The sequence below is a fragment of the Streptomyces endophytica genome (genome assembly GCF_026153355.1).
GTDB classification, from domain to species: Bacteria; Actinomycetota; Actinomycetes; order Streptomycetales; family Streptomycetaceae; genus Streptomyces; species Streptomyces endophytica.
The window spans coordinates 1769854-1792999 of record NZ_CP110636.1; the positions used below are offsets into that span (position 1 = coordinate 1769854).

General features: G+C 71.0%; 20 protein-coding genes. 9 read left to right on the forward strand and 11 right to left on the reverse strand.

Annotated elements, in window-relative coordinates; all coding sequences use genetic code 11:
* Positions 1-135: 135 nt before the first annotated feature.
* The 4 genes from OJ254_RS08025 (at position 136) to OJ254_RS08040 (ending at position 4629) form a co-directional block, all read left to right on the forward strand.
* Positions 136-945 (forward strand): RNA polymerase sigma factor SigF, encoded by an 810-nt coding sequence (locus OJ254_RS08025; RefSeq protein ID WP_030415862.1) that lies wholly within the window; start codon positions 136-138, stop codon positions 943-945.
* Positions 946-1134: 189 nt separating this feature from the next.
* Entirely contained in the window at positions 1135-1971 is an 837-nt protein-coding gene (locus tag OJ254_RS08030; RefSeq protein WP_026169669.1) for an RNA polymerase sigma factor SigF, read from the forward strand.
* 1248 nt (positions 1972-3219) lie between these two features.
* Positions 3220-3693, forward strand: coding sequence for a VOC family protein (locus OJ254_RS08035; protein ID WP_265361788.1), 474 nt, complete (start codon positions 3220-3222; stop codon positions 3691-3693).
* Positions 3694-3843: 150 nt separating this feature from the next.
* Complete coding sequence (locus OJ254_RS08040; RefSeq protein WP_265361789.1) at positions 3844-4629, forward strand: DUF4232 domain-containing protein; 786 nt, start codon at positions 3844-3846, stop codon at positions 4627-4629.
* A gap of 241 nt (positions 4630-4870) precedes the next feature.
* On the opposite strand, the gene OJ254_RS08045 is transcribed toward OJ254_RS08040, so the two are convergent.
* Together OJ254_RS08045 and OJ254_RS31495 are read right to left on the reverse strand one after the other, a co-directional pair.
* Positions 4871-5632 (reverse strand): MerR family transcriptional regulator, encoded by a 762-nt coding sequence (locus tag OJ254_RS08045; RefSeq protein ID WP_265361790.1) that lies wholly within the window; start codon positions 5630-5632, stop codon positions 4871-4873.
* A 365-nt stretch (positions 5633-5997) separates the two neighbouring features.
* The gene (locus tag OJ254_RS31495; RefSeq protein ID WP_423835858.1) at positions 5998-6468 is read right to left on the reverse strand and encodes a GntR family transcriptional regulator; all 471 of its coding nucleotides are present in this window, start codon (positions 6466-6468) and stop codon (positions 5998-6000) included.
* Between the two features lie 151 nt (positions 6469-6619).
* Here OJ254_RS31495 and OJ254_RS08060 point away from each other — a divergent pair, with 151 nt between their 5' ends.
* Complete coding sequence (locus tag OJ254_RS08060; protein WP_265361791.1) at positions 6620-6853, forward strand: hypothetical protein; 234 nt, start codon at positions 6620-6622, stop codon at positions 6851-6853.
* The gene (locus OJ254_RS08065; RefSeq protein WP_265361792.1) at positions 6850-7131 is read left to right on the forward strand and encodes a hypothetical protein; all 282 of its coding nucleotides are present in this window, start codon (positions 6850-6852) and stop codon (positions 7129-7131) included. The genes OJ254_RS08060 and OJ254_RS08065 overlap by 4 nt, the downstream gene beginning before the upstream one ends.
* 140 nt (positions 7132-7271) lie before the next feature.
* On the opposite strand, the gene OJ254_RS08070 is transcribed toward OJ254_RS08065, so the two are convergent.
* The gene (locus OJ254_RS08070) at positions 7272-7490 is read right to left on the reverse strand and encodes a hypothetical protein (RefSeq protein WP_265361793.1); all 219 of its coding nucleotides are present in this window, start codon (positions 7488-7490) and stop codon (positions 7272-7274) included.
* Between the two features lie 355 nt (positions 7491-7845).
* Here OJ254_RS08070 and OJ254_RS08075 point away from each other — a divergent pair, with 355 nt between their 5' ends.
* The 3 genes from OJ254_RS08075 to OJ254_RS08085 all read left to right on the forward strand — a co-directional run bounded on the left by OJ254_RS08075 (position 7846) and on the right by OJ254_RS08085 (position 12035).
* A complete protein-coding gene (locus OJ254_RS08075; RefSeq protein ID WP_265361794.1) occupies positions 7846-8319 on the forward strand; it encodes a MarR family winged helix-turn-helix transcriptional regulator in 474 nt (157 codons plus the stop codon).
* Positions 8320-8414: 95 nt separating this feature from the next.
* Positions 8415-10958 carry an MFS transporter gene (locus OJ254_RS08080; protein WP_481004369.1) on the forward strand — a complete coding sequence of 848 codons (2544 nt, stop codon included), beginning with the start codon at positions 8415-8417 and terminating at the stop codon, positions 10956-10958.
* 234 nt (positions 10959-11192) lie between these two features.
* Positions 11193-12035, forward strand: coding sequence for a YceI family protein (locus OJ254_RS08085; RefSeq protein WP_265361796.1), 843 nt, complete (start codon positions 11193-11195; stop codon positions 12033-12035).
* Positions 12036-12136: 101 nt separating this feature from the next.
* Here the strand turns inward: OJ254_RS08085 and OJ254_RS08090 are convergent, their stop codons facing one another.
* From OJ254_RS08090 to OJ254_RS08125, 8 genes are all read right to left on the reverse strand, one after another.
* Positions 12137-13039 carry an FG-GAP repeat domain-containing protein gene (locus OJ254_RS08090; protein ID WP_265361797.1) on the reverse strand — a complete coding sequence of 301 codons (903 nt, stop codon included), beginning with the start codon at positions 13037-13039 and terminating at the stop codon, positions 12137-12139.
* A 252-nt stretch (positions 13040-13291) separates the two neighbouring features.
* Positions 13292-14080, reverse strand: a complete 789-nt coding sequence (locus OJ254_RS08095; protein WP_265361798.1) for a TetR/AcrR family transcriptional regulator — start codon at positions 14078-14080, stop codon at positions 13292-13294.
* On the reverse strand, positions 14077-14235 hold the full coding sequence (locus OJ254_RS08100) for a hypothetical protein (RefSeq protein WP_265361799.1): 159 nt from the start codon (positions 14233-14235) through the stop codon (positions 14077-14079). Before OJ254_RS08100 ends, OJ254_RS08095 begins: the two co-directional genes overlap by 4 nt.
* Positions 14236-14403: 168 nt before the next feature.
* Positions 14404-16023 (reverse strand): MFS transporter, encoded by a 1620-nt coding sequence (locus OJ254_RS08105; protein WP_265361800.1) that lies wholly within the window; start codon positions 16021-16023, stop codon positions 14404-14406.
* 259 nt (positions 16024-16282) lie between these two features.
* Positions 16283-18724, reverse strand: a complete 2442-nt coding sequence (locus OJ254_RS08110) for an ArnT family glycosyltransferase (protein WP_265361801.1) — start codon at positions 18722-18724, stop codon at positions 16283-16285.
* Positions 18721-20085 carry a bifunctional glycosyltransferase family 2/GtrA family protein gene (locus tag OJ254_RS08115; protein ID WP_265361802.1) on the reverse strand — a complete coding sequence of 455 codons (1365 nt, stop codon included), beginning with the start codon at positions 20083-20085 and terminating at the stop codon, positions 18721-18723. Before OJ254_RS08115 ends, OJ254_RS08110 begins: the two co-directional genes overlap by 4 nt.
* A 276-nt stretch (positions 20086-20361) precedes the next feature.
* Complete coding sequence (locus OJ254_RS08120) at positions 20362-22092, reverse strand: sensor histidine kinase (protein WP_423835859.1); 1731 nt, start codon at positions 22090-22092, stop codon at positions 20362-20364.
* A 337-nt stretch (positions 22093-22429) separates the two neighbouring features.
* The gene (locus OJ254_RS08125; protein WP_279350124.1) at positions 22430-23131 is read right to left on the reverse strand and encodes a response regulator transcription factor; all 702 of its coding nucleotides are present in this window, start codon (positions 23129-23131) and stop codon (positions 22430-22432) included.
* Between the last annotated feature and the right edge of the window lie 15 nt (positions 23132-23146).

Here is a 23146-nt window from a genome sequence, read left to right on the forward strand (position 1 = left end):
TCACCACCCAACTCTCTCTTCAACACGGCGTTATGGGGTGCTTGCACACAGTGCACATGTCTTGTGATGCTATGACCGCTTTTGCCGGATACATGCACTGCGAGTCCCTGCACCACCGAGCACTGGAAGGGTGGCGTGACCGTGACGGCCCGTACTGCGCCCAAGGCTCCGTCCCGCGAGAGCCGGAGCGCGGACACCCGGGCGCTCACACAGGTGCTGTTCGCCGAGCTGTCCGACCTCGAACCCGGCACCCCCGAGCACACCCGCGTCCGTGCCGCCCTGATCGAGGCGAACCTGCCGCTCGTGCGCTACGCCGCGGCTCGCTTCCGCAGCCGCAACGAGCCCATGGAAGACGTCATCCAGGTCGGCACGATCGGCCTGATCAACGCGATCGACCGGTTCGACCCGGACCGCGGCGTCCAGTTCCCCACCTTCGCCATGCCGACCGTCGTCGGCGAGATCAAACGCTACTTTCGAGACAATGTCCGTACGGTCCATGTGCCGCGCCGCCTCCACGAGCTGTGGGTGCAGGTCAACGGCGCCACCGAGGACCTGACGGTGCTGCACGGCCGCTCCCCCACCACCGCCGAGATCGCCGAACGGCTCAAGATCGGCGAGGACGAGGTGCTGGCCTGCCTGGAGGCCGGCCGCTCGTACCACGCCACCTCACTGGAGGCCGCCCAGGAGGGCGACGGCCTCCCCGGCCTGCTGGACCGCCTCGGATACGAGGACCCCGAGCTCGCCGGCGTCGAGCACCGCGACCTCGTACGGCACCTCCTCGTCCAGCTCCCCGAACGCGAACAGCGGATCCTTCTGCTGCGTTACTACAGCAATCTGACGCAGTCCCAGATCTCTGCCGAACTGGGGGTGTCGCAGATGCACGTCTCCCGGCTACTGTCGCGGAGCTTCGCCCGCCTGCGATCCGCAAACAGGATCGACGCATAACCGGGACGGGCGACCCGATCCTGCACAGATATGTCGACAAGGCGCTACAGCGTGTTGCCGACATGTGACATTCTGCAGGAACCGCGTTTGCCGTAGCGCTGCCTCCGGTATTCAGGTGGAGGCATCACTTCCCGGTCCGCCTCGGGCCGGGACGCCGCAGCGATCCGTCCGCGACCTCAAGGGGGTGGCATGTCCGTAGAACTGGGCAGCTCAAAGGTGCTTCCTGCGATTCCCGCGCCCGCACCGCACGTGCATGACGACGACGCCATCAACACCCGCACGCTCTCCCGCTCCCTGTTCCTGCGGCTGGCCTCGCTCGACAAGGACTGCGCGGAGCGCACGTACGTGCGTGACACGCTCATCGAACTCAACCTGCCGCTGGTGCGCTACGCCGCGGCCCGCTTCCGCAGCCGCAACGAGCCGATGGAGGACATCGTCCAGGTCGGCACGATCGGTCTGATCAAGGCGATCGACCGTTTCGATTGCGAACGCGGGGTGGAATTCCCGACCTTCGCGATGCCGACCGTCGTCGGCGAGATCAAGCGCTTCTTCCGCGACACGTCGTGGTCGGTGCGGGTCCCCCGCCGGCTCCAGGAGCTCCGGCTCGCCCTCACCAAGGCCAGCGACGAGCTCTCCCAGAAGCTCGACCGTTCCCCGACCGTCCCCGAACTCGCCCTGTGCCTGGGCGTGTCCGAGGAGGACGTGGTCGACGGCCTGGCGGTCGGCAACGCCTACACCGCCTCCTCGCTGGACTCCCCCTCCCCCGAGGACGACGGCGGCGAGGGCTCCCTCGCGGACCGCCTCGGCTACGAGGACAGCGCCCTGGAGGGCGTCGAGTACCGGGAGTCCCTCAAGCCCCTGCTGGCCAAACTCCCCGCCCGGGAACGCCAGATCATCATGTTGCGCTTCTTCGCCAACATGACCCAGTCGCAGATCGGCGAAGAGGTCGGCATCTCCCAGATGCACGTCTCCCGCCTGCTCACCCGCACCCTGGCGCAGCTGCGCGAGGGCCTGATCTCCGACTGAGGAACGGTCCGCCGAGGGGCCTTTGACGCTCCGCGCCGCTCGGCGGACAGTTGAAGAAACCGGCCGTCGACGCGTCCGACAGCTGACGCATCCGGAGACGAGTACCCCTGACGGGACCTGTGCCGCACCGGCTACGGGGCCCGCTTTCGGCGTGCCTGCGCAAGCGGCGCCCCAATGCGGCACATGTGGCGGGCAGTTGGCGCGATACGGCGGCCATCGCCCGAACCCACGGAACCGCCCCACGCCCTCCCTATACACCTGACGATCCGTCAGTAACACTGTGCCGATGCGACGACGGACGACAACGACCCTCGCCTCCGCCTCGGCGGCCGTGCTGTGTCTGGGTGTCCTGCTCACCGGCTGCGGCGACGCGGCCGACCGGGGCCATGTCGCGGTGGGCGCGGCCGGCCCGGGCGACGGACAGGCGCCACAGCACCCCGTACCGCCGCGCGACGGCATCGAGCTGACGCCGTACGACGGGAACGGGGGCGGGCCCGACGGCGGCAGGGGCGGCGGCAGCGGCGGCGGCACCAGCGCCCGGGGGAACGGCAGCGGCGGGAGCCCTTCCAGCCGTACGAGCGCAGGGAGCGGCGCGTCCACCACGGCGCCCGGTGCCCACCGTCCCGGCGGCGCTAGCAGTGAGGGTCCCCCTGGAGGCCAGGAGACCCCTTCCCCCGGCTCGCACGGGACGCCACCGCCCACCCGCGGCCGCATGACCCCACCCGTCCCCCGCACCACGACTCCCCCGCGCCCCCGAGCCCGGCATCCCCGCCGGCCCGGGCGCCCCCGGCGGTCTGCTGGTCGGCCATCCCGTCGTCGCCGGCACCGACGTCCGCTGGTGCCAGAAGGTCAGCCTCGACTTCGTCAACACCGGTGACCACCCCGTCACCACCGGAAAGGTCACGTTCGGCAGCCACGTCATCGGACCCCTCGGCGTCGACTGGGCCACCCTCACGTCCACGCACGAGGTCCCGCTGCCCCTCGCCCCCGGCAAGAAGGAGACCGGCAGCTGGCGGGTGTGCGTGGACGCCTGGCGGGTGCCACTGGGCATGCACCTCGACACCAGGGACTTCCGCTTCGCGTGGGGCGGGTGACCCGTGGAGAGGTGCGCGCGCAGGCGACTCGTAGAGATTTCCGCCCGGATGGCGATGCGTACCGGCCGGTGCAACGGTCGATACAGGTAACGCACGCCACAACGGCCGACCGCGGACCACGAACCGTGGGCCGCAGACCCCGTAGGAGATCGCCATGCCCCGCATCACCCCCAACCTCTGGTTCGACACCCAGGGCAAGGAGGCCGCCGAGTTCTACTGCTCGGTGTTCCCGAACTCGAAGATCACCAGCGTCACCCACTACAACGAGGCGGGCCCGCGCGAGGCCGGCACCGTCCTGACCGTCGAGTTCGAGCTCGACGGCCAGCCGTACCTCGCGATCAACGGCGGCCCGGAGTTCACCTTCACCGAAGCGATCTCGCTCATGGTCAACTGCGCCGACCAGAAGGAGATCGACTACTACTGGGCCAAGCTCTCCGAGGGCGGCGAGGAGGGCCCCTGCGGCTGGCTGAAGGACAAGTACGGCCTGTCCTGGCAGGTCGCGCCGGGCGGTATGGCGGAGCTGCTGAACGACCCGGACCAGGAACGGGCGGCCCGCGCCATGAAGGCCATGTTCGGCATGAAGAAGATCGACATCGCCGCGCTGGAGGCCGCGGCGGACGCGACGTAGGCGAGGAGATGCCGGACGGCGGGAGGGCGGGAGGAAGGGACCTCTCCCCTCCCCTCCCCTCCCCCTTGCTGCCGTCCGGGCGTTAGCGAGCTGTTAGTTGATCAACAGCGGGGCCCGGGAATCTGGTGTCAGCGGGCCGGAGGTCGGGCCGTGACCGTACTGACGCAGCCAGGGGGACTCCCGATGTCGCACCACACCACGCTCCACCTCGGACGCAAGGCAGCCGCCGCCACCGTGATCGCCGCGGCCGCGCTGGCGCTGACCGCCTGCCAGGGCAATTCCCCGAAGCCCGCCCCCGCGGGCTCTTCGAGCCCCGCGTCGTCCGCCGGGGCGAGCGGTTCGTCCGGGTCGGATTCGGGCTCGGGCTCGGGTTCGGGTTCGGGTTCGTCCGGTGGTCAGGGTTCCGGTACGACGTCGGGCGGCGGCTCCCAGTCCGGTAAGAACGGCTCCGGCACGGGCGGCAGCGGCGGCTCGGCCTCGCAGACCTCCTCGAAGCACGGCTCCTCCGCCCGCTGCACCACCGGCAGCCTGCAGGCCGGCTGGGGCTCGTCGGGCGGCGGCATCCCGGACATGCACAGCGACGCGCAGCAGAACGTCACCGTGTGGCTGAAGAACACGGGACACCGCGTCTGCACGATCAGCGGCTTCCCCGGCGTGCAGCTCAAGGCCAACGACGGCCACTCGATCGACCTTCCGCGCTCCTCGAAGAAGCCGGCGCCGGTGACGCTGCGGCCGGGCGGCTCCGCGGCGTTCACCATCACGCTGCTGCCGTCGGTCAGCTCCGAGGACAGGAAGATCGAGCCGGGCACGGTGCTGGTCACGCCGCCGAACGAGAAGCAGCACTTCCAGCTGAAGTGGCCCTACGGCGGCGCCATCCTGGACCAGTCCGGCGCCACCCACCCGGGCACCTACGTCAACCCGGTCAACGCCGCCTGACCCCTCGTTCGCCACCCCCCACCACCGCGCCGGCCGTGCCCTCACACGGTCGGCGCGGTCGTCGTCCGCGCGCTCGGGCCGCCGTACACCCGGCCCCGACAGCACGATCACAGCGCGGTGTTCCGGGAAGGGGGGCCCGGCTGCCGGGGTCTGCAGCCCCCGGACAGTCGGTGTCGGCCGGTGTCGGCCGTGGTCGGCCGGCGTCGGCCGGCGTCGGCCGGCGTCGGTCGGTGACGGCCGGTCAGCTCAGCCTGGCGTCGGCGTAGGCCGCCATCGCGTCCCGCTGGTACTCGGCCAGGCCGGCGGCGACCCGGTCGTAGGCCGCGCGCCACGTCGGGTCGTCGACATAGGTCTGCCCGAGGGCCTTGAACGCGGCCGCGCTCGGGGTCCACATCCGGCAGATGCCCTGGTAGTGCGACTCGACCTCGGCCTGTACCGCCGGGTCGGTCACCGGCGTCCCGACCCGCAGGAACTCCGCCATGCGCACCATCGCGGCGGTCGCCTCACGCTGCATCGCCTCCATGTCCGCCTCGCTGAGCGTCGCCGCGAACTGCCCCGACTGCTCCGCCTGCCGGGACCACCGCTCGTCGGCGGCTTCCTCGTGGCGAGCGGTGTCGAAGCCGACGAACAGGTTCTCCGGGCTACTGATCTTTTCCATGGTGTCGGTGTCCTTGTCATCCTCCAGTTCGGCGATGGTGCGGCCGATCGTGCGGACCAGCGCATCGAGCCGGTCCCGCTCGGCCGCCAGCCTGCGCATGTGCGCGCGCAGCGCGGCCGCCTGGTCGACCTGGTGCTCCAGAACGTCCGCGATGTCGCGGAGGCCCAGGCCCAGTTCACGCATCAGCAGGATCTGCTGCAGGCGCAGCAGCTCGGCCTCACCGTAGTGGCGGTGGCCGTTGCTCCCGGTGTACGCGGGGACGAGCAGGCCGATGTCGTCGTAGTGCCGCAGGGTCCGGGACGTCACCCCGGACATCCGGGCCACGTCCGCGATCGACCAGGCCATGACCGTGCCCTTTCATCGCCGGGCCGGTCTTTCCGGCCTCGAGAACGAACGTAGAAGTTGACGCAACGGAAAGCGCAAGTCGTTCCGGAGGGGCGGGTTGCTCCCCCGGGGCCCTGCCCCACGGCCCGTGCACCCACGGCCGGCCGCCCGGCAGCTGGACAACGCAGCATCACCGGCAATGTGCTTGCTGGGATGGGGAATACGTGGCCCCTGCCCTCGCGTTGCGGCCCCAGCAGGGGGCGCGTGCGACCCTTACGGGATCTGTTCGGCTGTACCCTAGGGGCTGCCGGGCAGGGTGTGCCCTGCGCGCCGTACGACCTACGGGATGCCCTACCCGTCGTCGGAGGCCGGGCTCGCCTCGCCGTTCACTTCTCGCTATCGGGCTGACGAGACGTCACGAAGGACCCCATCCCCGGCGTGGTGACGATGAGCCCTTCCTCCCGAAGGGCGGCCGTGACCTTACGAACGGTCACGCGCGCGACGCCGAACTCCTGCTCCAGCCGTACCTCGGAGATCAGATGCTTCGGCGGGTACGTGCCGTCCGCAATCCGCTCGCGGATCACGTCGGCAATCTGCTCCCACTTGGGACGCTTGAGCTCTCCCCGGAGCTCCTTCGAAACGAAAGAACCCATTCCCGGCTCGGTGTAGATCAGCCCCTCTGCCCGCAGGCCGCGGTGCACCTTCTGGGCTGTTACCCCAGCAATGCCGAACTCTTCCTCAAGCTGGAGCACCGAAGGCACGCGGCCGCCGACCGGATACGTGCCATCAGCGATGCGCTCGCGGATCACATCGGCGACTTGGCGCCATCTGGGCCGGTCCGGGGCGAATTCGATCAATTGAGCACGCTAAGCAAGCCGCTGTACGGCGAGCGAGATATTTCAGTGGTAGACACCTATAGCACCCGTAGATATGCTGGCGGACGAAAAGACCCCGGCGGGTGCGCCAACACCCCCGGGGCATGGCCAACGCTGCACAAGGAGCGTCGACATGCTGAACCTTATGCGCCGAGCCCTCGCCCGGTTAAGGGCACGGCGTCACCCCGCCGCCCTCGCCCTCCCCAAGCCACCCGGTCACCACGCACCTCAACGCCCGCCCCACCACCCCGAATCCCCCCTCGACGGCGACGCCTCCCGGCTCGTACGCCCCTACCTCCTCGCCCACGAGCAGCAACAGGCCCGCCGGGAACGGGCCTTTCTGCGCGAGATGGCGGTGACTTCATGAGGCGTAGCGGGATGCGGCTGCTGCCCTGGAGTGGGCCGGACGGGCAGCCCTGTTATCTCTCCACCGACCACAGCGGCGGGTTTCTCTCACAGCTCGCCGACGACATGGAAGAGGTGCAGGTGAGCACCGGCGAGGAAGTGTTGGCGCGGGCGACCGAACTGCTGCGGGAGCCGGCAAGGCCGTCCGTCGACGAGCTCCGGTTCTGTGTCCACAGGCTGTGTGAAGCGCTGCGGGATGCGCTGCGGATCGTCGAGAGCCGGGGCGGACGAACCGGCTAGCACCTGAAGAGCGCAAGAGAGCGGGGCCCGGCGGTTGTTACCGCCGGGCCCCGTCTTCGTAAGACCGAGAACCGAGAACCGAGAACCGAGAACCGAGATCTGGGATCCGGGAACCGTGAACTGGAACCAAGGGCGACTGGTTACGACAGCGCCAGCCATGCCGCGCCCGCGATGACCACGAGGGCGACGATGACGCCGACGATGACGCCCACGCGGGGGCCGGCCGACTGCTGGGGGGCCGGGGCGCGGCGGCCGCCGGTCTGGGGGGTGCCGCCCTCGTCCACGAAGGCACGGAACATCTGCGTGTTGCCCGCCGGGTCGTAGTTCCCGTCGGCCTGGTTCTGCGGGTTGGTCGCCATGAGGCAGGACCCTAGCGAACCGGGGACCCGGGGGCACCCCTGGGGCGCGTGTGGGGCGGCCCCCGGAGGAGGGGGACGGGTGGGTCGATGGGGAGAGCCCGCCGCGTGAGGTGTGCCACTTGTGAGTGTTGTGGTCGCGTTGTGGCGATATGGACGGAGGTCCGGCACACCCCCGCGGACCTGCGACGTTGAGCGAACCGGCCAATCATTGACGGATTCGCGACAAGAGCTTGGGCCAGCTTTTGCCTGCACATGCCACCCATTCGTTTGCCTTCAGCAACCAACTGTGCGTATGGTTGCCCCAAGCAACAAAAGACGTGCGATCGAGCTGAGCGATGGATGGGTGGAGGAGCCGGTGGCCGCTCACAGTCATTACGAGGAGCTGGCCAGGCAACTCAGCGCCATCGGGGCCGTGAAGCGGGAGATGGGGCGGATCCTGCCCCAGGACTGCCCGCCCGCCTCGGCCGCCGTGCTCACCCTTCTCGACCGGCACGGCGAGATGCGGATGAGTCAGCTGGCCGAGCTGATGGCGATCGACATGTCCGTCACCAGCCGGCACGTGGCGCACGTCTGCGAGCGCGGCTGGATCGAGCGTGAGCCCGATCCGGCGGACAAGCGGTCGCGGCTGCTGCGCCTGACCCCGAGCGGCACGGAGGTGCTCCAGGAGCTCTCCGAGCGCTACACCGCCGCGCTCGCCCGGTATCTCGGCGACTGGAGCGACGACGACGTCGGTCTCCTCAACGAGCTGCTCGCCCGGCTCCGTACGAGCTTCGGCGACTGCCGGACCCGGGCACACCACGACTTCAGCACCCGTACACCCGCAGGATGAAAAGGAACCACATGGCTACGACCACACCAGCCGGTGTGCGGGGCGGCCACGCCAAGCATGGAGGCGGTCATCACCACGCCTCCGACGGGGCCCCCATGACGCACCGTCAGATCATGGAGGCGCTGTCCGGGCTGCTGCTCGGCATGTTCGTCGCCATCCTCTCGTCGACGATCGTCTCCAACGCGCTGCCCGAGATCATTCACGACCTCGACGGCGGGCAGAGCGCCTACACCTGGGTCGTGACCGCCTCGCTGCTGGCGATGACGGCGACCACGCCCCTGTGGGGCAAGCTCTCCGACCTGTTCAGCAAGAAGCTGCTGGTGCAGTTCGCGCTGATCATCTACGTCGCGGGCTCGGTCGTCGCCGGTCTGTCGCAGAACACGGGCATGCTGATCGCCTGCCGTGTCGTGCAGGGCATAGGCGTGGGCGGTCTGTCCGCCCTGGCCCAGATCGTGATGGCCGCGATGATCTCGCCGCGCGAGCGCGGCCGGTACAGCGGCTACCTCGGCGCCACCTTCGCCGTCGCCACCGTCGGCGGTCCGCTGCTCGGCGGCGTCATCACCGACACCGACTGGCTCGGCTGGCGCTGGTGCTTCTACGTGGGTGTGCCGTTCGCGGTGATCGCCCTGATCGTGCTGCAGAAGACCCTGAAGCTCCCGGTCGTCAAGCGCGAGGGCGTCAAGGTCGACTGGGCGGGCGCGTTCTTCATCAGCGCGGCGGTCTCGCTGCTGCTGGTGTGGGTGACGCTGGCCGGCGACAAGTACGACTGGATGTCGTGGCAGACCGCCGCGATGGTCGGCGGCGCGGTGGTGCTCGGCGCGGTCTTCGTCTTCGTCGAGACCAAGGCCACGGAGCCGATCATCCCGCTGCGGCTGTTCCGCAACAAGACGATCACCCTGGCGTCGGTGGCCTCGCTGTTCGTCGGTGTCGCGATGTTCACCGGCACCGTCTTCTTCAGCCAGTACTTCCAGCTGGCGCGCGGCAAGTCGCCGACGATGTCCGGCATCATGACGATCCCGATGATCGGCGGGCTGTTCATCTCCTCGACCGTCTCGGGTCAGGTCATCACCAAGACCGGCCGCTGGAAGGCCTGGCTGGTCTCCGGTGGTGTGCTGCTGACCGCCGGCCTCGGCCTGCTGAGCAGCATCCGCTACGACACCGAGTACTGGCACATCGCGATCTTCATGGCGCTGATGGGTCTCGGCATCGGCATGATGATGCAGAACCTGGTGCTCGCCACGCAGAACCAGGTGGCCCCGTCGGACCTCGGCTCCGCCTCGTCCGTCGTGACCTTCTTCCGCTCCCTCGGTGGTGCGGTGGGCGTCTCGGCCCTCGGTGCGGTGCTCGCCAACCGCGTCACCCACTACGTCAAGGACGGGCTCGCCGAGCTCGGTCCCAAGGCCGCCAAGGCCGCCGCGCACGCCGCCGGCAACAGCGGCGGCATCCCGGACCTGGACGCCCTCCCGGCGCCGCTGCGCACCGTCATGGAGAGCGCCTACGGCCACGGTGTCGCCGATGTGTTCCTCTACGCGGCGCCCTGCGCGCTGCTCGCCTTCCTCTTCACCCTGTTCATCAAGGAGGTCGCGTTGAAGACGCGTGGCGGACTGGCCCAGAGCTCGGAGGGCGCCCAGGGCGCGGAGAGCGGCGCGGCCGCGCCGTCGTCGGCGAGCCCGCCGGTGACCCCGTCGGAGGCGACCCTTCCGCTGCAGGCGGGCGCCGCCGCGGAGGGCACGTCCGGGGAGCGGGAGCCCGTACTCGTCAGTGCCGCGCCGGTGACCTCGGACGACGGCGGCCACACCCCCTCGTGGGCGCAGCCGGCCGCGCAGCCCCTGCAGGGCTACGCCTCGGCCGGTGGCGGCGACGCCGTGCCCGCCGGGCCGTCCGTCCACGGCTTCGTGCGCAACGCGGAGGGCCACCCCGTCCCGCGCTCCGCGGTCACGCTGATCTCGCTCGGCGGCCGTCAGCTCGGCCGGGCGGTCGCCCAGGCCAACGGTTCGTACGTCCTGGACGCCCCCGGCGCCGGCTCGTACGTGCTGATCGCGGCGGCCGACGGGCACCAGCCGCAGGCCTCCACGGTCGTCGTCGGCGACCAGCCGTACGGCTACGACATCCTGCTCAGCGGCACCAGCGGCCTCGGCGGCCAGGTGCGCAGCGCGGTCACCGGCGAGCCGGTGGTGGACGCCATGGTCGTCGTCACCGACGTCCGCGGCGAGGTGCTGGCCACCGGGAAGACCGGCGCCGAGGGGTACTTCTCCTTCGACGAGCTGGCCCCCGGCACCTTCACGGTCGCGGTGAACGCCGCCGGCTACCGGCCGGCCGCGCTGCCGGTCGAGATCGGCGGCCAGGGCACCACCCGCATCGAGGTCGAGCTGCTGTCCGGCGCGCGGGTGCAGGGCGTCGTACGGGCCGGTGCGGACCGCCGCCCGCTGCCCGACGCCCGGGTGACGCTGGTGGACGCGGCCGGCAACGTCGTGGCCACCTCGACCACCGGTGAGGACGGCGCGTACGCCTTCACCGACCTGGACGCCGGTGACTACACGGTCATCGCGAGCGGCTACCCGCCGCTGGCCACCGGTCTCGCGGTCGACGCCCGCGGGGTGGACGGCTACGACGTCCAGCTCGCCCACCCCGGGGACTGACCCGGGGCCCGGGCCCGTACGGAATGACGACGGAGCAACCCGGGCAGCAAGACCCCGGGCCGGGACGCGCGGTGAGCGGAGACGCGTTCCGGACCGGACCCCAGGACTCCGGCGGCGGTGTGGCGCACAGGCAGGGGACGGCCTGCACGCCGCCGCCGGGGTCCGACACCCCCGGGCTCCCGGACCCGCCAGGGCCCGGAGCCGGGGCACCACCAGCAACACACGGGAGAGGCAATGACTTCGACGGGCGCGGGAGCCGCGGGCGTGCGGGCGCAGGTCCGCACACGGGACGGCTGGGCGGTGCAGCACGCCGTGCTGACCGTCACCGACATGACGGGCACGCAGGTGCTGCGTGCCGCGGCGGACGAGGACGGTGCCATCCGCAGCGAGGCGCCGCTGCCCGCCGGCCCGTACACGGTCATCGTGACGGCCGTCGGCTACGCACCGGTCGCCTCCAGCGCGATCGTGACGGCGAGCGGCCGGATGGAGGTGGGCAACGTCGTGCTGGCCCGGCAGGGCGGGGCCGAGCTGCCGCCGCCCGGTGCCTGGACCATCGACCCGATGCACTCCACGGTGGGCGCGGTCGCCCAGCACCTGGGGATCTCCAGCGTGCACGGCCGGTTCACGGAGTTCAGCGGCCGCATCGAGATCGCCGAGGACCTCGGGAAGTCGCGGGTCGACGCGGTCATCAAGGCGTCGTCGATCGACACCGGCAACGGGATGCGGGACGGGCATCTGCGCAACGAGGACTTCCTCAACGTCGAGGTGTACCCGGAGATCACCTACCGCAGCACCGGGCTGTCACCGGCCGGCCCGGACCGCTGGACCGTGCACGGCGACCTGTCGCTGCACGGCGTCATCCGCGCGGTGGACCTCGACCTCAGCTACCTCGGCACCGGCCCGGACCCGTGGGGCGGCGTCCGCGCGGCCTTCCGCGCCACCGCCGAACTGCGGCGCGAGGACTTCAAGATGAACTACAACCAGGTCGTGGCCGCGGGAATCGCGGCGATCGGCACCACCCTGAAGGTCGAACTGGACATCCAGGCGGTGCAGGGGGAGAACTTGCCGATGGCGTGAGGCGGAGCGTACGTGGGATCTCGTGGGGCCGAAACGGGCCGCGTAGAGATCCTGCGCCGCGCTACTGGACGTAGCGCGAACGCCTCGCCACGTAAGGACGGTCAGAACAGATCGCGGTACTGGTTGAAGCCGGAGCCGACCTTCACCCGGGACGTGAACGGCGACGACGCCTTGCCCGTCCCCTCGTACAGCCACAGGTTGCCCTTGGGATCGCGGGCGAGGAGGTCGCTGTGGCCGTCGCCGTCGACGTCACCCGTGGCCACCAGCTTGTTGAACTGGTTCCAGCCGGCGCCGACCTTCGCGCGGGACGCGAACGGCTTCCGCAGATCGCCCGTCCCCTTGTACAGCCAGAGGACGCCCTGCTTGTCGCGGGCGACGATATCCGGCTTGCCGTCGCCGGTCAGGTCGCCCTGACCGGCGATCTGGGTGAACTGGTTCCAGCCGGGGCCGACCTTGACACGCGGTGCCAGCGAGCCGTCCGCCTTGGTCCGAAAGCGCCACAGGACGCCCTCCTTGTCGCGGGCCAGGAGGTCGGGGTGCTTGGCGCCGCCCAGGGTGCCCGGGGAGAAGACGACGTTGTACCGACCCCAGCCGGTGGCCACCTTCTTGAGGCGCCCGTCCCGCCAAAGGTTCAGCACGCCGTCGTCCATGACGTGGTACGCACCGTCCTGGTAGCCGGTCAGATCGAGGTCGATCGACACCCCGTACCTGAAGTGTGGCCAGACGTAGGCGCCCGACCGGTCGTCGAAGCCGCCTTTCCCGTCGGCCATGTAGACGTACATCTGGCCCGACGGCAGGATCCCGGAGAGGAAGAAGAACGGCGCGGCCGGGGTGGGCTTGTGCTGCCCGGCCGCGGTGGCGCTCCGGGCGACGTTCTTCGCCGGACCGGTCGTCGCAGGAGCGTCGGCCAGGGCGGTGCCGGCGGTCGCACCGGCCAGGGCGACGGCGATCGCCGAGGTGGCGAGACGCGCCAGCGCGCGTGCACGCCTGGAAGGCTGGGTCACGTAGGACTCCATGAGGTATGCGGAATCGGCGGTGCGCTCCGCGTAGGTGTGCGGAGCACCCGCACTATTGTCCGGATCTTGGTACATGTGTCCAGTGGTTTTGGGGTGCGCTGTGGAATGCTGCATTCCGCCCGGAGGGCAACGCCGAGGGCAACGCGGAGGGCGGCATCCCCGTTGGGGATAGCCGCCCTTGGGGTGACTCCCACCGGATCAGAAAGCGGTACGGGCCCCCTGACTGAGGCCCCGCCCCGATCACCCCTTCGCCTCCTCCTCGCCCCGCAGCCCGCCCCGCATCGCCTCGATCCCCGCGATCTGCAGGTCGAGCGCGAAGGCGAAGTCCCGGTCCAGCATGGCCACGGCCGACCGGCCCGTGCGGACACGGTCGGCGTGGAGGGACAGCTCCATCGTCTCGGCGAACTCCGGGCGGCTCGAGATGGCCGAGACGACCTGCTCGAAGTAGTCGTCCAGGCTGATGCCCGCGGCCCGGCACCGCGCCTCGTGCGTCGCCCGGATCGTCGCGAAGCCGTAGACGAAGTGGAACAGCGACGCCAGCGCGCCGGACGTGCGTTCGGCGTCCAGGCCACTGCTCCCCATCACCCGCAGCGTGGCGTTGGAGAAGGCGGTGGAGTGCGGGCCGATATTGATGAACTCGGCCAGCAGCCGGGCCGCCCAGGGGTGGCGCAGCAGCATGTCGCGGTAGCCGGTGGCGAGGACCCGGAGCTGTTCGCGCCAGTCGGCGCCGGGCTCCGACTCGTCGGGCAGGGGCAGTTCGCCGGCCACCGCGTCGACGGCAAGCTCCAGCAGATCGTCCTTGGTGTCGACGTACCAGTAGACGGACATCGCGGTGACACCGAGCTCGGCGGCGAGCCGGCGCATCGAGAACCTCGCCAGCCCCTCGTCGTCCAGCAGCCGGACGGTCGCCCCGATGATCTTTTCGAGGTCGAGACCGGCCGGCTGCTCCGCCTTGCGCTTGAGCGGGGGCCGCTCGGTCAACCAGACGCTGTGCGGCCGCTTACCGGCACGGCCGTTGGTCGCGGTCATGGCGTCCGTCCTCTTCTTCTTCGCCTGCTGTACGGGTTCACGTCTTGCCCGTCGGCGGTCTCGTTCCGCCCGCCGGCGTGCTCTTTCAGCACGTCGGCGTGCTCGTTCGACACATCGGCGCGCTCGTTCGACACATCGGCGTGCTCGTTCGGCACGTCGGCGTTCGACGATCCTCAGGACCATCGGCCCTCCGGACCGTTGACCCTCCCGACCGTCGATCCTCCGGACCGTCCATCTTCCGCACCGTCGTTCTGAACCGTCGGTCTGAACCGTCGGCCTGAACCGTCGGTCTTCCGCACCGTCGATCTTCCGCACCGTCGATGCTATTCCGCGGCAGCGGCGGCCGCTTCCGGTCCGTGCGGCATCCCCGGCGCTCCCGGTGTCTTGGATTCCCTTGCCGCCCCCTGCGCCTCTTGTGCCTCCGGTGTCCCCTGGCCCTCCCCGGTGCGTTCCGCCCGGCGCAGGAGTACGGCGGCGAGCAGCCCGCCCAGGAACACCGCGGCCGCGCCGACCAGCTGGCTGGTGCCGATGCCGGAGGCGAAGGCGTCCTGGACGGCGGTGCGTTCGGCGGTGGTGTGCGTACGGGCGAGCGCCGCGGAGAGCGAACCGGCGCCCGCGGCCACCAGCGGGAGCAGGGCCGTGAAGCGGATGTTGAGGACAGCGCCGAGGACGGCGACGCCCAGGCCCTGGCCGAATTCCATCAGCGTGCCGTTGACCCCGGCCCCCACGCCGGCCTTGGCCGGCGGGATCGCGGACATGATCGCGTTGGCCATCGTCGGCATGGCGAACGCGACGCCGATGCCCATCACGATGAGGCCGGTGAGCATGCCGCCGTAGCTGTGTCCGCCGAGCACCGATATGGCGGCGAGTCCGGCGGCGAGCAGCGACATCCCGGTGATGATCATGCCCGGGGTGCCGAACTTCGGCATCAGACGGGCGCCCAGGCCGGTGAAGTTGATCAGGATGACGGTGACGGCGAGTGGCGCCATCCGCAGTCCGGCGTCCAACGGGCCGTAACCGAGCACCAGTTGGAGGTGCTGGGTGAGCAGGAACATCGAGCCGCCCATCCCGAAGGCGACCAGGATCCCGCCGGAGACCGCGCCGATGAACCGGCGGTTGCGGAAGAAGTGCATGTCCAGCATGGGGTGCGGGGTGTGCAGTTCCCAGCCCGCGAAGAGGGCGAGGCCGGCGATCCCGATGGCGGCGGAGATCAGCACCTGGCCGGAGAGCCAGCCGTCGCGCGGTCCGGAGATGATCGCGAAGACCACCCCGACCATGCCGATCATGGAGAGCAGGGCGCCGGGGAGGTCCGGGCGTTCCCCGCCGCGGCTCTTGGACTCGGGGACGAGGGTGACCACGGCCGCCACCGCCATGACGGCGACGGGGAGGTTGACCAGGAACAGCGAACCCCACCAGAAGTGGTCGAGCAGCGCACCGCCTATCAGCGGGCCGGCGGCGAAGCCGAGGGAGTTGACCGAGCTCCAGATGCCGATCGCCTTGGGACGCTCCTCGTCGTCAAAGATCTGCATGACGACCGCGAGCGTGGTGGTGACCAGCAGGGCTCCGCCGACGCCCATACCGGCCCGGGCCGCGATCAGCTGGCCGGGCGACTGGGCTAGCGCGGCCCCGAGCGAGGCCAGGCCGAACAGCACCAGGCCGACGGCGAGCATCTTCTTGCGGCCGTAACGGTCGGCGGAATTGCCGGCGGTGAGCAGCAGGCCCGACTGGACCAGCGAATAGGCGTTGATCATCCACTGGACGTCGGCGGTGGTCGCGCCCATCTCCTCGGTGAGGGAGGGGATGGCGACGTTCAGGACGGTGTTGTCGAGGATGACCGTGAGCTGGGCGACGCAGATGACGGCCAGGATCAGCCAGCGGGCGGCATGCCGGCCCGGCGGCTGGAGCGTGGTGGGTGCGGCGTCGGAGGCCACGGGGGACGGCATACGGGCTCCCTGTACGGTGCGAGCGGTTGCCATACACCGTACAGGGAGGGTTATACGCCGTACATTTGGTTTTCGGCCGAGTGGGGGCGGGGGGCGACCAATTCCGGGCAACCATTTCCGGGCGCCTGTTTATGGGGGCGACCGTTTATGGTGCGACCGTTTCCGGCGTCCGTACCGGTCAGGGCCCCGGCGTCCGTACTGGTCAGGCCCCCTGCGTCACTACTCGGGCCCTCTTCGCCACTGGGCAGAAGCTCGCCGCTCAGGCGCGCTTCGTCAGGTCGTAGAAGGTGGCGCTGCCGACCGTGACCTTCTTGAAGGTCTGCTCGATCCAGGAGCTGATCTTGGACGAGTGGCCCTGTCCGCCGCCCGGACCACCGCGGCCACCACGGCCGCCGAATCCACCGGGCCACTCCCGGCCACCGGGGCCACCGGGGCCCCCGGCGCCGAAGCCGTCCCGGCCGCCCGCGATGAAGTAGTGGATCTTCCCTTCCGCGACGTACTTCTTGAACTGCGCCAGGGTCGGCGACGGGTCGCTGCCGTTGAAGCCACCGATCGACATCACCGGCTTCTGGGTGGCCAGCTGGTAGCTGGCGGCGTTCTGCGAGCCGATGGCCGCGGCGGCCCAGGTGTAATCGCCGGCGTTCTTCTCCACCAGGGCCTTGGCCCGGGCGCTCACCTTGCTGCCGTTGAGCAGGCCCCCCATGCCACCGCGCACACGGCCCATACCGGCACCCGCACCCTTCGCTCCCGGCATGCCCGGGAGGCGACCGACAGCGTTGCCGGGAGCGCCAGCGGCACCAGGGGCCCCGGGGAAGGCTCCAGGCGCTCCGTGGGCCCCGGCCTGCATGCCGCCGCCGCCCGGCATCGCACCGTTGTTGCCGCGCCACATGCGGTGTCGGCCTCCGGGGAAGCCGCCGCCCGGCCCGCCCATACCGCCGCGCACCGAAGGCCCGGCCGTGATGATCGACCCGCCCTTGGGCGTGTTGACGGTGTCGAGCGTGTACGCGACCGGTCCGGCCAGCGCCGTGACCACCCCGAGCCCCGCGGCGACGACACCGAACCACCGGGCGACCGGGACCCGGGCCCCCGCCGCTTCCTGCTGGGCTCCCACCACTTCCTGCCGGTTCCCCGCCACCTCCTGCGGGTCCCCCACCACGTCCTGCCGGTCCGCCGCCGCCTCCTGCCGGTCCGCCACCACGTCCTGCCGGTCCGCCGCCGCCGTCTTCCGTGCCCCCAGCACGAGCCCCACCGCCGCCAGCGCCCCGAGCACCAGAACCGTCCAGCGCAGCCACGGCAGCCAGTCGGGCGAGCGGTCCAGCAGGACGTACGACCAGACCGCGGTCACCGCGACCGTCAGCGCCAGCACGATCGACGCCAGCCGCCCACCGCGCCGCCACAGCAGGGCCGCGCCCATACCGACCAGCGCCGCGATGTACGGGGCCAGCGCGATGTTGTAGTACTGGTGAAAGATCCCGGACATGAAGCTGAACGTCGTGAAGGTCATCAGCAGCGCGCCGCCCCACACCAGGAACTCGGCCCGCTGACCGGCCTGTTCGGCGGCGAGACCGGCCGGAGAGGGCACGGTGACGGCCGGAGAGGTCACGGTGACGGCCTGACCGCCCCCGGCCTGTTCGGCGGCAGCAGGTACGGCGGCGGCGTCCGTACGTCGGGCCCGCCACAGCAGCCCCACCGCCACCACCAGCAGGATCAGCGCGGCCGGCAGCAGCCAGGAGATCTGCCCGCCCATGTCGGACGAGAACAGCCGGGTGATGCCGGTCTCGCCCCAGCCGCCGCCCCCGCCCGGACCGCCCCCGCCCGGACCGTGTCCGCCCCCGCCGACGCTGCCGGTCTCGTTGCCGCTGATCCGCCCGAAGCCGTTGTAGCCGAAGGTCAGCTCCAGGAAACTGTTGGTCTGCGAGCCGCCGATGTACGGCCGCGAGGACGCCGGCATGAGCTCGACGATCGCCACCCACCAGCCGCCGGACACCACGATCGCCAGCCCGGCGAGCAGCAGTTGCCCGAACCGCTTGCGCAGGCCCACCGGCGCACAGCACGCGTAGACCACGGCGAGCGCCGGCAGGATCAGCCACGCCTGGAGCGTCTTGGTGAGGAACCCGGCGCCGAAGCAGAGCCCGGCCAGCACCAGCCACTTCGTCCGGCCGTCCGCAAGGGCCCGCAGAACGGCCGCGACCGCGCACACCATCAACAGGCACAGCAGTGCATCCGGGTTGTTGAACCGGAACATCAGCGCCGCCACCGGCGTCACCGCCAGCGCCCCGCCGGCGAGCAGTCCCGCACCCGCCCCGAACCGCCGCCGTACGGCCGCGTAGAGCACCCCGACGGTCGCCACGCCCATCAGCGCCTCGGGCACCAGGATCGCCCACGAGCTGAGGCCGAAGAGGCGTACGGACAGCGCCATCGGCCAGAGCGCGGCCGGCGGCTTGTCGACGGTGATCGAGTTCGCGGCGTCGGACGAGCCGAAGAAGAACGCCTTCCAGCTCTCGCTGCCGGCCTGTACGGCGGCCGAGTAGAACTGGTTGGCGTAGCCGGAGGCGGACAGGCTCCAGAGGTAGAGCACGGCCGTGACCAGCAGCAACGCCACCAGCGCGGGTCGCGCCCAGCGCTCCCGGGAGGCGGTGCCAGGGGGGTACGGGTCCGGATGCGGATGCGGATGCGGATGCGGATGCGGACGCGGGTTCATCGGGTGCTCCTGAAGAAGTCGTGGTTCTGGTCGCGCGGTGGGGCGCCCTCGTGGACGCCCTCGTGGACGCCTTCGTGGGCGCCCACGTGGACGTCCTCGACGACGTCCCGGCGCTCGCGGTCCGGGAACACCCAGGCGCGGAAGAGCAGGAAACGCAGCACGGTCGCCGCCAGGTTGGCGGCCACCAGCACCGCCAGTTCGGTGCCGTGCGAGGCCGGCCCGCTGGCCGCGTCCAGTGCGGCCAGGGACCCGCTGGTCAGGACCAGGCCGATGGCGAAGACCACCAGGCCCTGGGCCTGATGGCGGACCGCCCGGTCCCGCCCCCGTACCCCGAAGGTGAGCCTCCGGTTGGCCGCCGTATTGGCCATCGCCGACAACAACAGTGCGCCGGCATTGGCCAGTTGGGCACCGGTGCCGAGCCGGAAGAGGGAGTAGAGACCGAGGTACAGCAAGGTGCTGAGCCCGCCGACGACACAGAAGCCGACGAGCTGACGGGCCAGCCCGCCCGGCACACCGGGCAGCTCCCGGTCCCGCGGATCGTCCCCGAACGGGCGGGCCAGCCGGTCCAGCGGCAGCGCACCGGTCGCCAGCGCCCGTCCCACCCGCCAGACGCCCTTCAGGTCGTCGGTGGCCGTGCGCACGATGTGCACGGTGCTGTTCGGGTCGTCGACCCAGTCCACCGGCACCTCATGGATGCGCAGCCCGGCCCGCTCCGCGAGCACCAGCATCTCGGTGTCGAAGAACCACCCGGTGTCCTCGACCATCGGAAGCAGCCGCTCCGCGACATCGCCCCGTATGGCCTTGAACCCGCACTGCGCATCGGAGAAGCGGGCGGCGAGCGAACCCCGCAGGATGAGGTTGTACGTTCGCGAGATGAACTCCCGCTTCGGTCCGCGAACGACCCGCGCGCTCCGGCTGAGCCGCGAGCCGATCGCCAGATCCGAGTGCCCCGAGATCAACGGCGCCACCAACGGCAACAGGGCATTGAGGTCCGTCGACAGATCGACGTCCATATAGGCCAGCACCGGCGCCTCGGAGAGCGACCACACGGTGCGCAGCGCCCGCCCGCGCCCCTTCTGCTCCAGCCGTACGGCCGTGACCTCGTCGATCGCGTCATCGAGCCGTGCGGCGACCTCGGGCGTACGGTCGGTGCTCGCGTTGTCCGCGATGGTGATCCGGAACCCGTACGGGAAGGTCCGCGCGAGGTGCTCGTGCAGGCGCCGGACGCAGCGCTCCAGGTCCGCCTCCTCGTTGTAGACGGGGATGACCACATCCAGCACGGTCGCGGTCTGGTCGAGGCACAGATGCTCGCGAGGTGGCAGGGAGCCCAGCGGTGTGTCGGGCGGCTGTGTCGTCGTCATGCACCCGACCCTCGCCAACCGCCCTGTCATGGCTGTGTGGTGAGCCTGTGGCTCAGCTGTGAGCCGGGCAGTGAGTCGAGCGGTGAGCTTCCTGAGCCGTGGGCCGGAGGCCCGGGGTGCGGTCAGGGAGCCCGGGGTGCGGTCAAGGCGGTGGGGCACGGTCAGGGCCGGGGGGGCGGGGGACCCCGCCGGCAGGGTCACGGTGGAGACGACCGGGTCACCGTGAAGGCGGCAGGTCACCGTGAAGGCCGCACGGTCACCGTGAAGGCCGCACGGTCACCGTGAAGCCGGCAGGGTCACCGTGAAGACGGTTCGCCCCGGCGCGCTCTCGACGCCGACCGTACCGTCGTGCGCGGCAACCACGGCCTGCACGATCGCGAGCCCGAGCCCGGTGCTGCCGGCCGCCCGCGAACGGGAGGCGTCCCCGCGCGCGAACCGCTCGAACACCCGCGGCAGGAGGTCCGCCGGAATGCCGGGCCCGTCGTCCTCCACCTGGAGGCGGACGGCGGGCTGTGGGGCCCTGCCCTGTTGGACGCGCCCGTGCAGGGCCTGACCCTGTGATGACTTCCCTTGTACGGCCTGACCGTGTGCGGTCTGCCCCTGTGCGGTCTGCCCCTGTACGCCCTGCCCCTGCGGCATTGGGACTCCAACCGCCGGGAACCCAACTTCCGGGACTGCGACTTCCGGGACTCCAACCGCCGGCACCACCCGAGCCGTCACCGTCGTCCCGTCCGGTGTGTGCGTCCGGGCGTTGGCCAGCAGGTTCACCAGGACCTGGTGCAGCCGCCCGCCGTCCCCGTGGACCCACGCCGGTTCGTCCGGCAGTTCCAACCGCCACCGGTGCCCGGGCCCGGCCGCCCGGGCATCGCTCACCGCGTCCACCACCAGCGGCGAGAGATCAGTGCGCTCGTACGAGAGCGGGCGCCCCGAATCGAGCCGTGCGAGCAGCAACAGGTCCTCCACCAGCCCCGTCATCCGCTCCGCCTCCGACTCGATCCGCCCCAGGGCGTGCCGGGTCACCGGCCCGGGCCGCTCGTCCCCGCGCCGGGTCAGCTCGGCGTACCCCCGGATCGACGCCAGCGGCGTCCGCAGCTCATGGCTGGCGTCGGCGACGAACCGCCGCACCCGCATCTCGCTCTCCTGACGCACCGACAGCGCCGAGCCCACGTGTCCCAGCATCCGGTTCAGCGCCGCCCCGACCTGGCCCACCTCGGTCCGGGCATCCGCCTCGGCAGCCGGTACGCGGACGTGCAGCGCCACCTCGCCCTGATGCAGCGGCAGTTCGGACACCCGGGTGGCGGTGGCGGCGACCCGGCGCAGCGGCCGCAGCGCGATCCCCACCATGCTCGCCCCGGCCATCCCCGCCGCGACCAGCCCGGCGACCGTCACACACGTCTCGATGAGCACCAGCCGGCCGACCGTGTCCTCGACCTCGCCGAGCGGCAGCCCGGCCACCAGTGAGCCGTCCCTCGCGGACTGCACGCGGTAGTCGCCGAGCCCGGGCAGCTCGGCGGTGTGCGGACGGCCGTCCCTCGGTACGCCGTCCAGCGCCGCGACCTGCCCAGCGGTCAGCCACGCCAGCCGCTCCAAGGGCTCCCGGCTGGTCGACTTGTTCAGCCGCGCCCCTACGTCAAGGGCCCCGTCCGGCCCGACCCGCGCGCCCACCGTGCCCGGGGGCTGACCCCCCATAGCGACGAAGTCGAGGGGTTCGTTCCGCATCGGATCGTGCGGCCGCGGCATCTCCGCCCGTACGACGGTATCCCTCAGCCGCTTGTCCAACTGCCCCTGGAGGTACGAGTGCAACGCGATGGTGGTGACGACCCCGATCACCGCCCCCACAACGGCAATCAGGGCCACCGCCGACACCACCAGCCGCGTCCGCAACGTCCACCGCCGCCCCACCAGCGCCCGCCCTGACCACCTGCGCCCGGACACGGACTCGGACGCGGGCACGGGCACGGATGCGGACGCAGGCACGGGCACGGACACAGGCGCAGACGCGGACATGGACTCAGGCACGGACGCAGGCGAGGGTGCACCTTCGGTTACGGGCCCGGGCACGGACCCGCCACCCGGAACAGACGCGGACGCGGGCACGGCCCCGTAACCCGAAACAGACGCGGACGCGGACGCGGGCACGGCCCCCACGCCCGAAACGGGCGAAGCTGCGGGTCCCGAATCGGGTGCCCTCTCGGCATCCGGATCAGGGCCGGGAGCGTGACCAGGACCGGGACCGGGGTCAGGATCGGGACCGTGACCGGGACCAGGACCGTGACCGGGGTCAGGACCGTGACCGTGACCGTGACCGGGCAGCGGCGCAAGCACGGGATCGGGCACCGCTCCGCTACCCAGCCGGCTTGATCAGATAGCCCGCACCCCGCCGCGTATGGATCATCGGCGCCCGCCCGGCATCGATCTTCCGCCGCAGGTACGAGATGTACAGCTCCACGACATTGGCCTGGCCGCCGAAGTCATAGCTCCAGACCCGGTCGAGGATCTGGGTCTTGCTCAGCACCCGCCGCGGATTGCGCATCAGATACCGCAGCAGCTCGAACTCCGTGGCCGTCAGGTGGATTTCCTGCCCGTCCCGCCACACCTCATGACTGTCCTCGTCCAGTACCAGATCGCCCACCGTCAGCCGCGACTCGCTCCGGGCGGCCGCCGCCCCGGCCCGGCGCAGCAGGCCCCGCAGCCTCGCCACGACCTCCTCCAGGCTGAACGGCTTGGTGACGTAGTCGTCCCCGCCGGCCGTCAGCCCGGCGATCCGGTCCTCGACCGCATCCTTGGCCGTCAGGAACAGCACCGGCACGTCCGGCAGTTCGCGCCGCAGTCGTCCGAGCAGCGTCAGCCCGTCCATGTCCGGCAGCATGACGTCCAGCAGCACCGCATCCGGCCGCCAGCTACGGGCGGAGCGCAGCGCCCCCGCGCCGTCCCCTTCGGCACGGATGTCCCAGCCCTCGTACCGCAGCGCGAGCGACAGCAAGTCGGCGAGCGAGGACTCGTCGTCAACCACCAGCACTCGCACCGGGCTGCCGTCCGGCCGCAACAGCTCCGGCTGCTT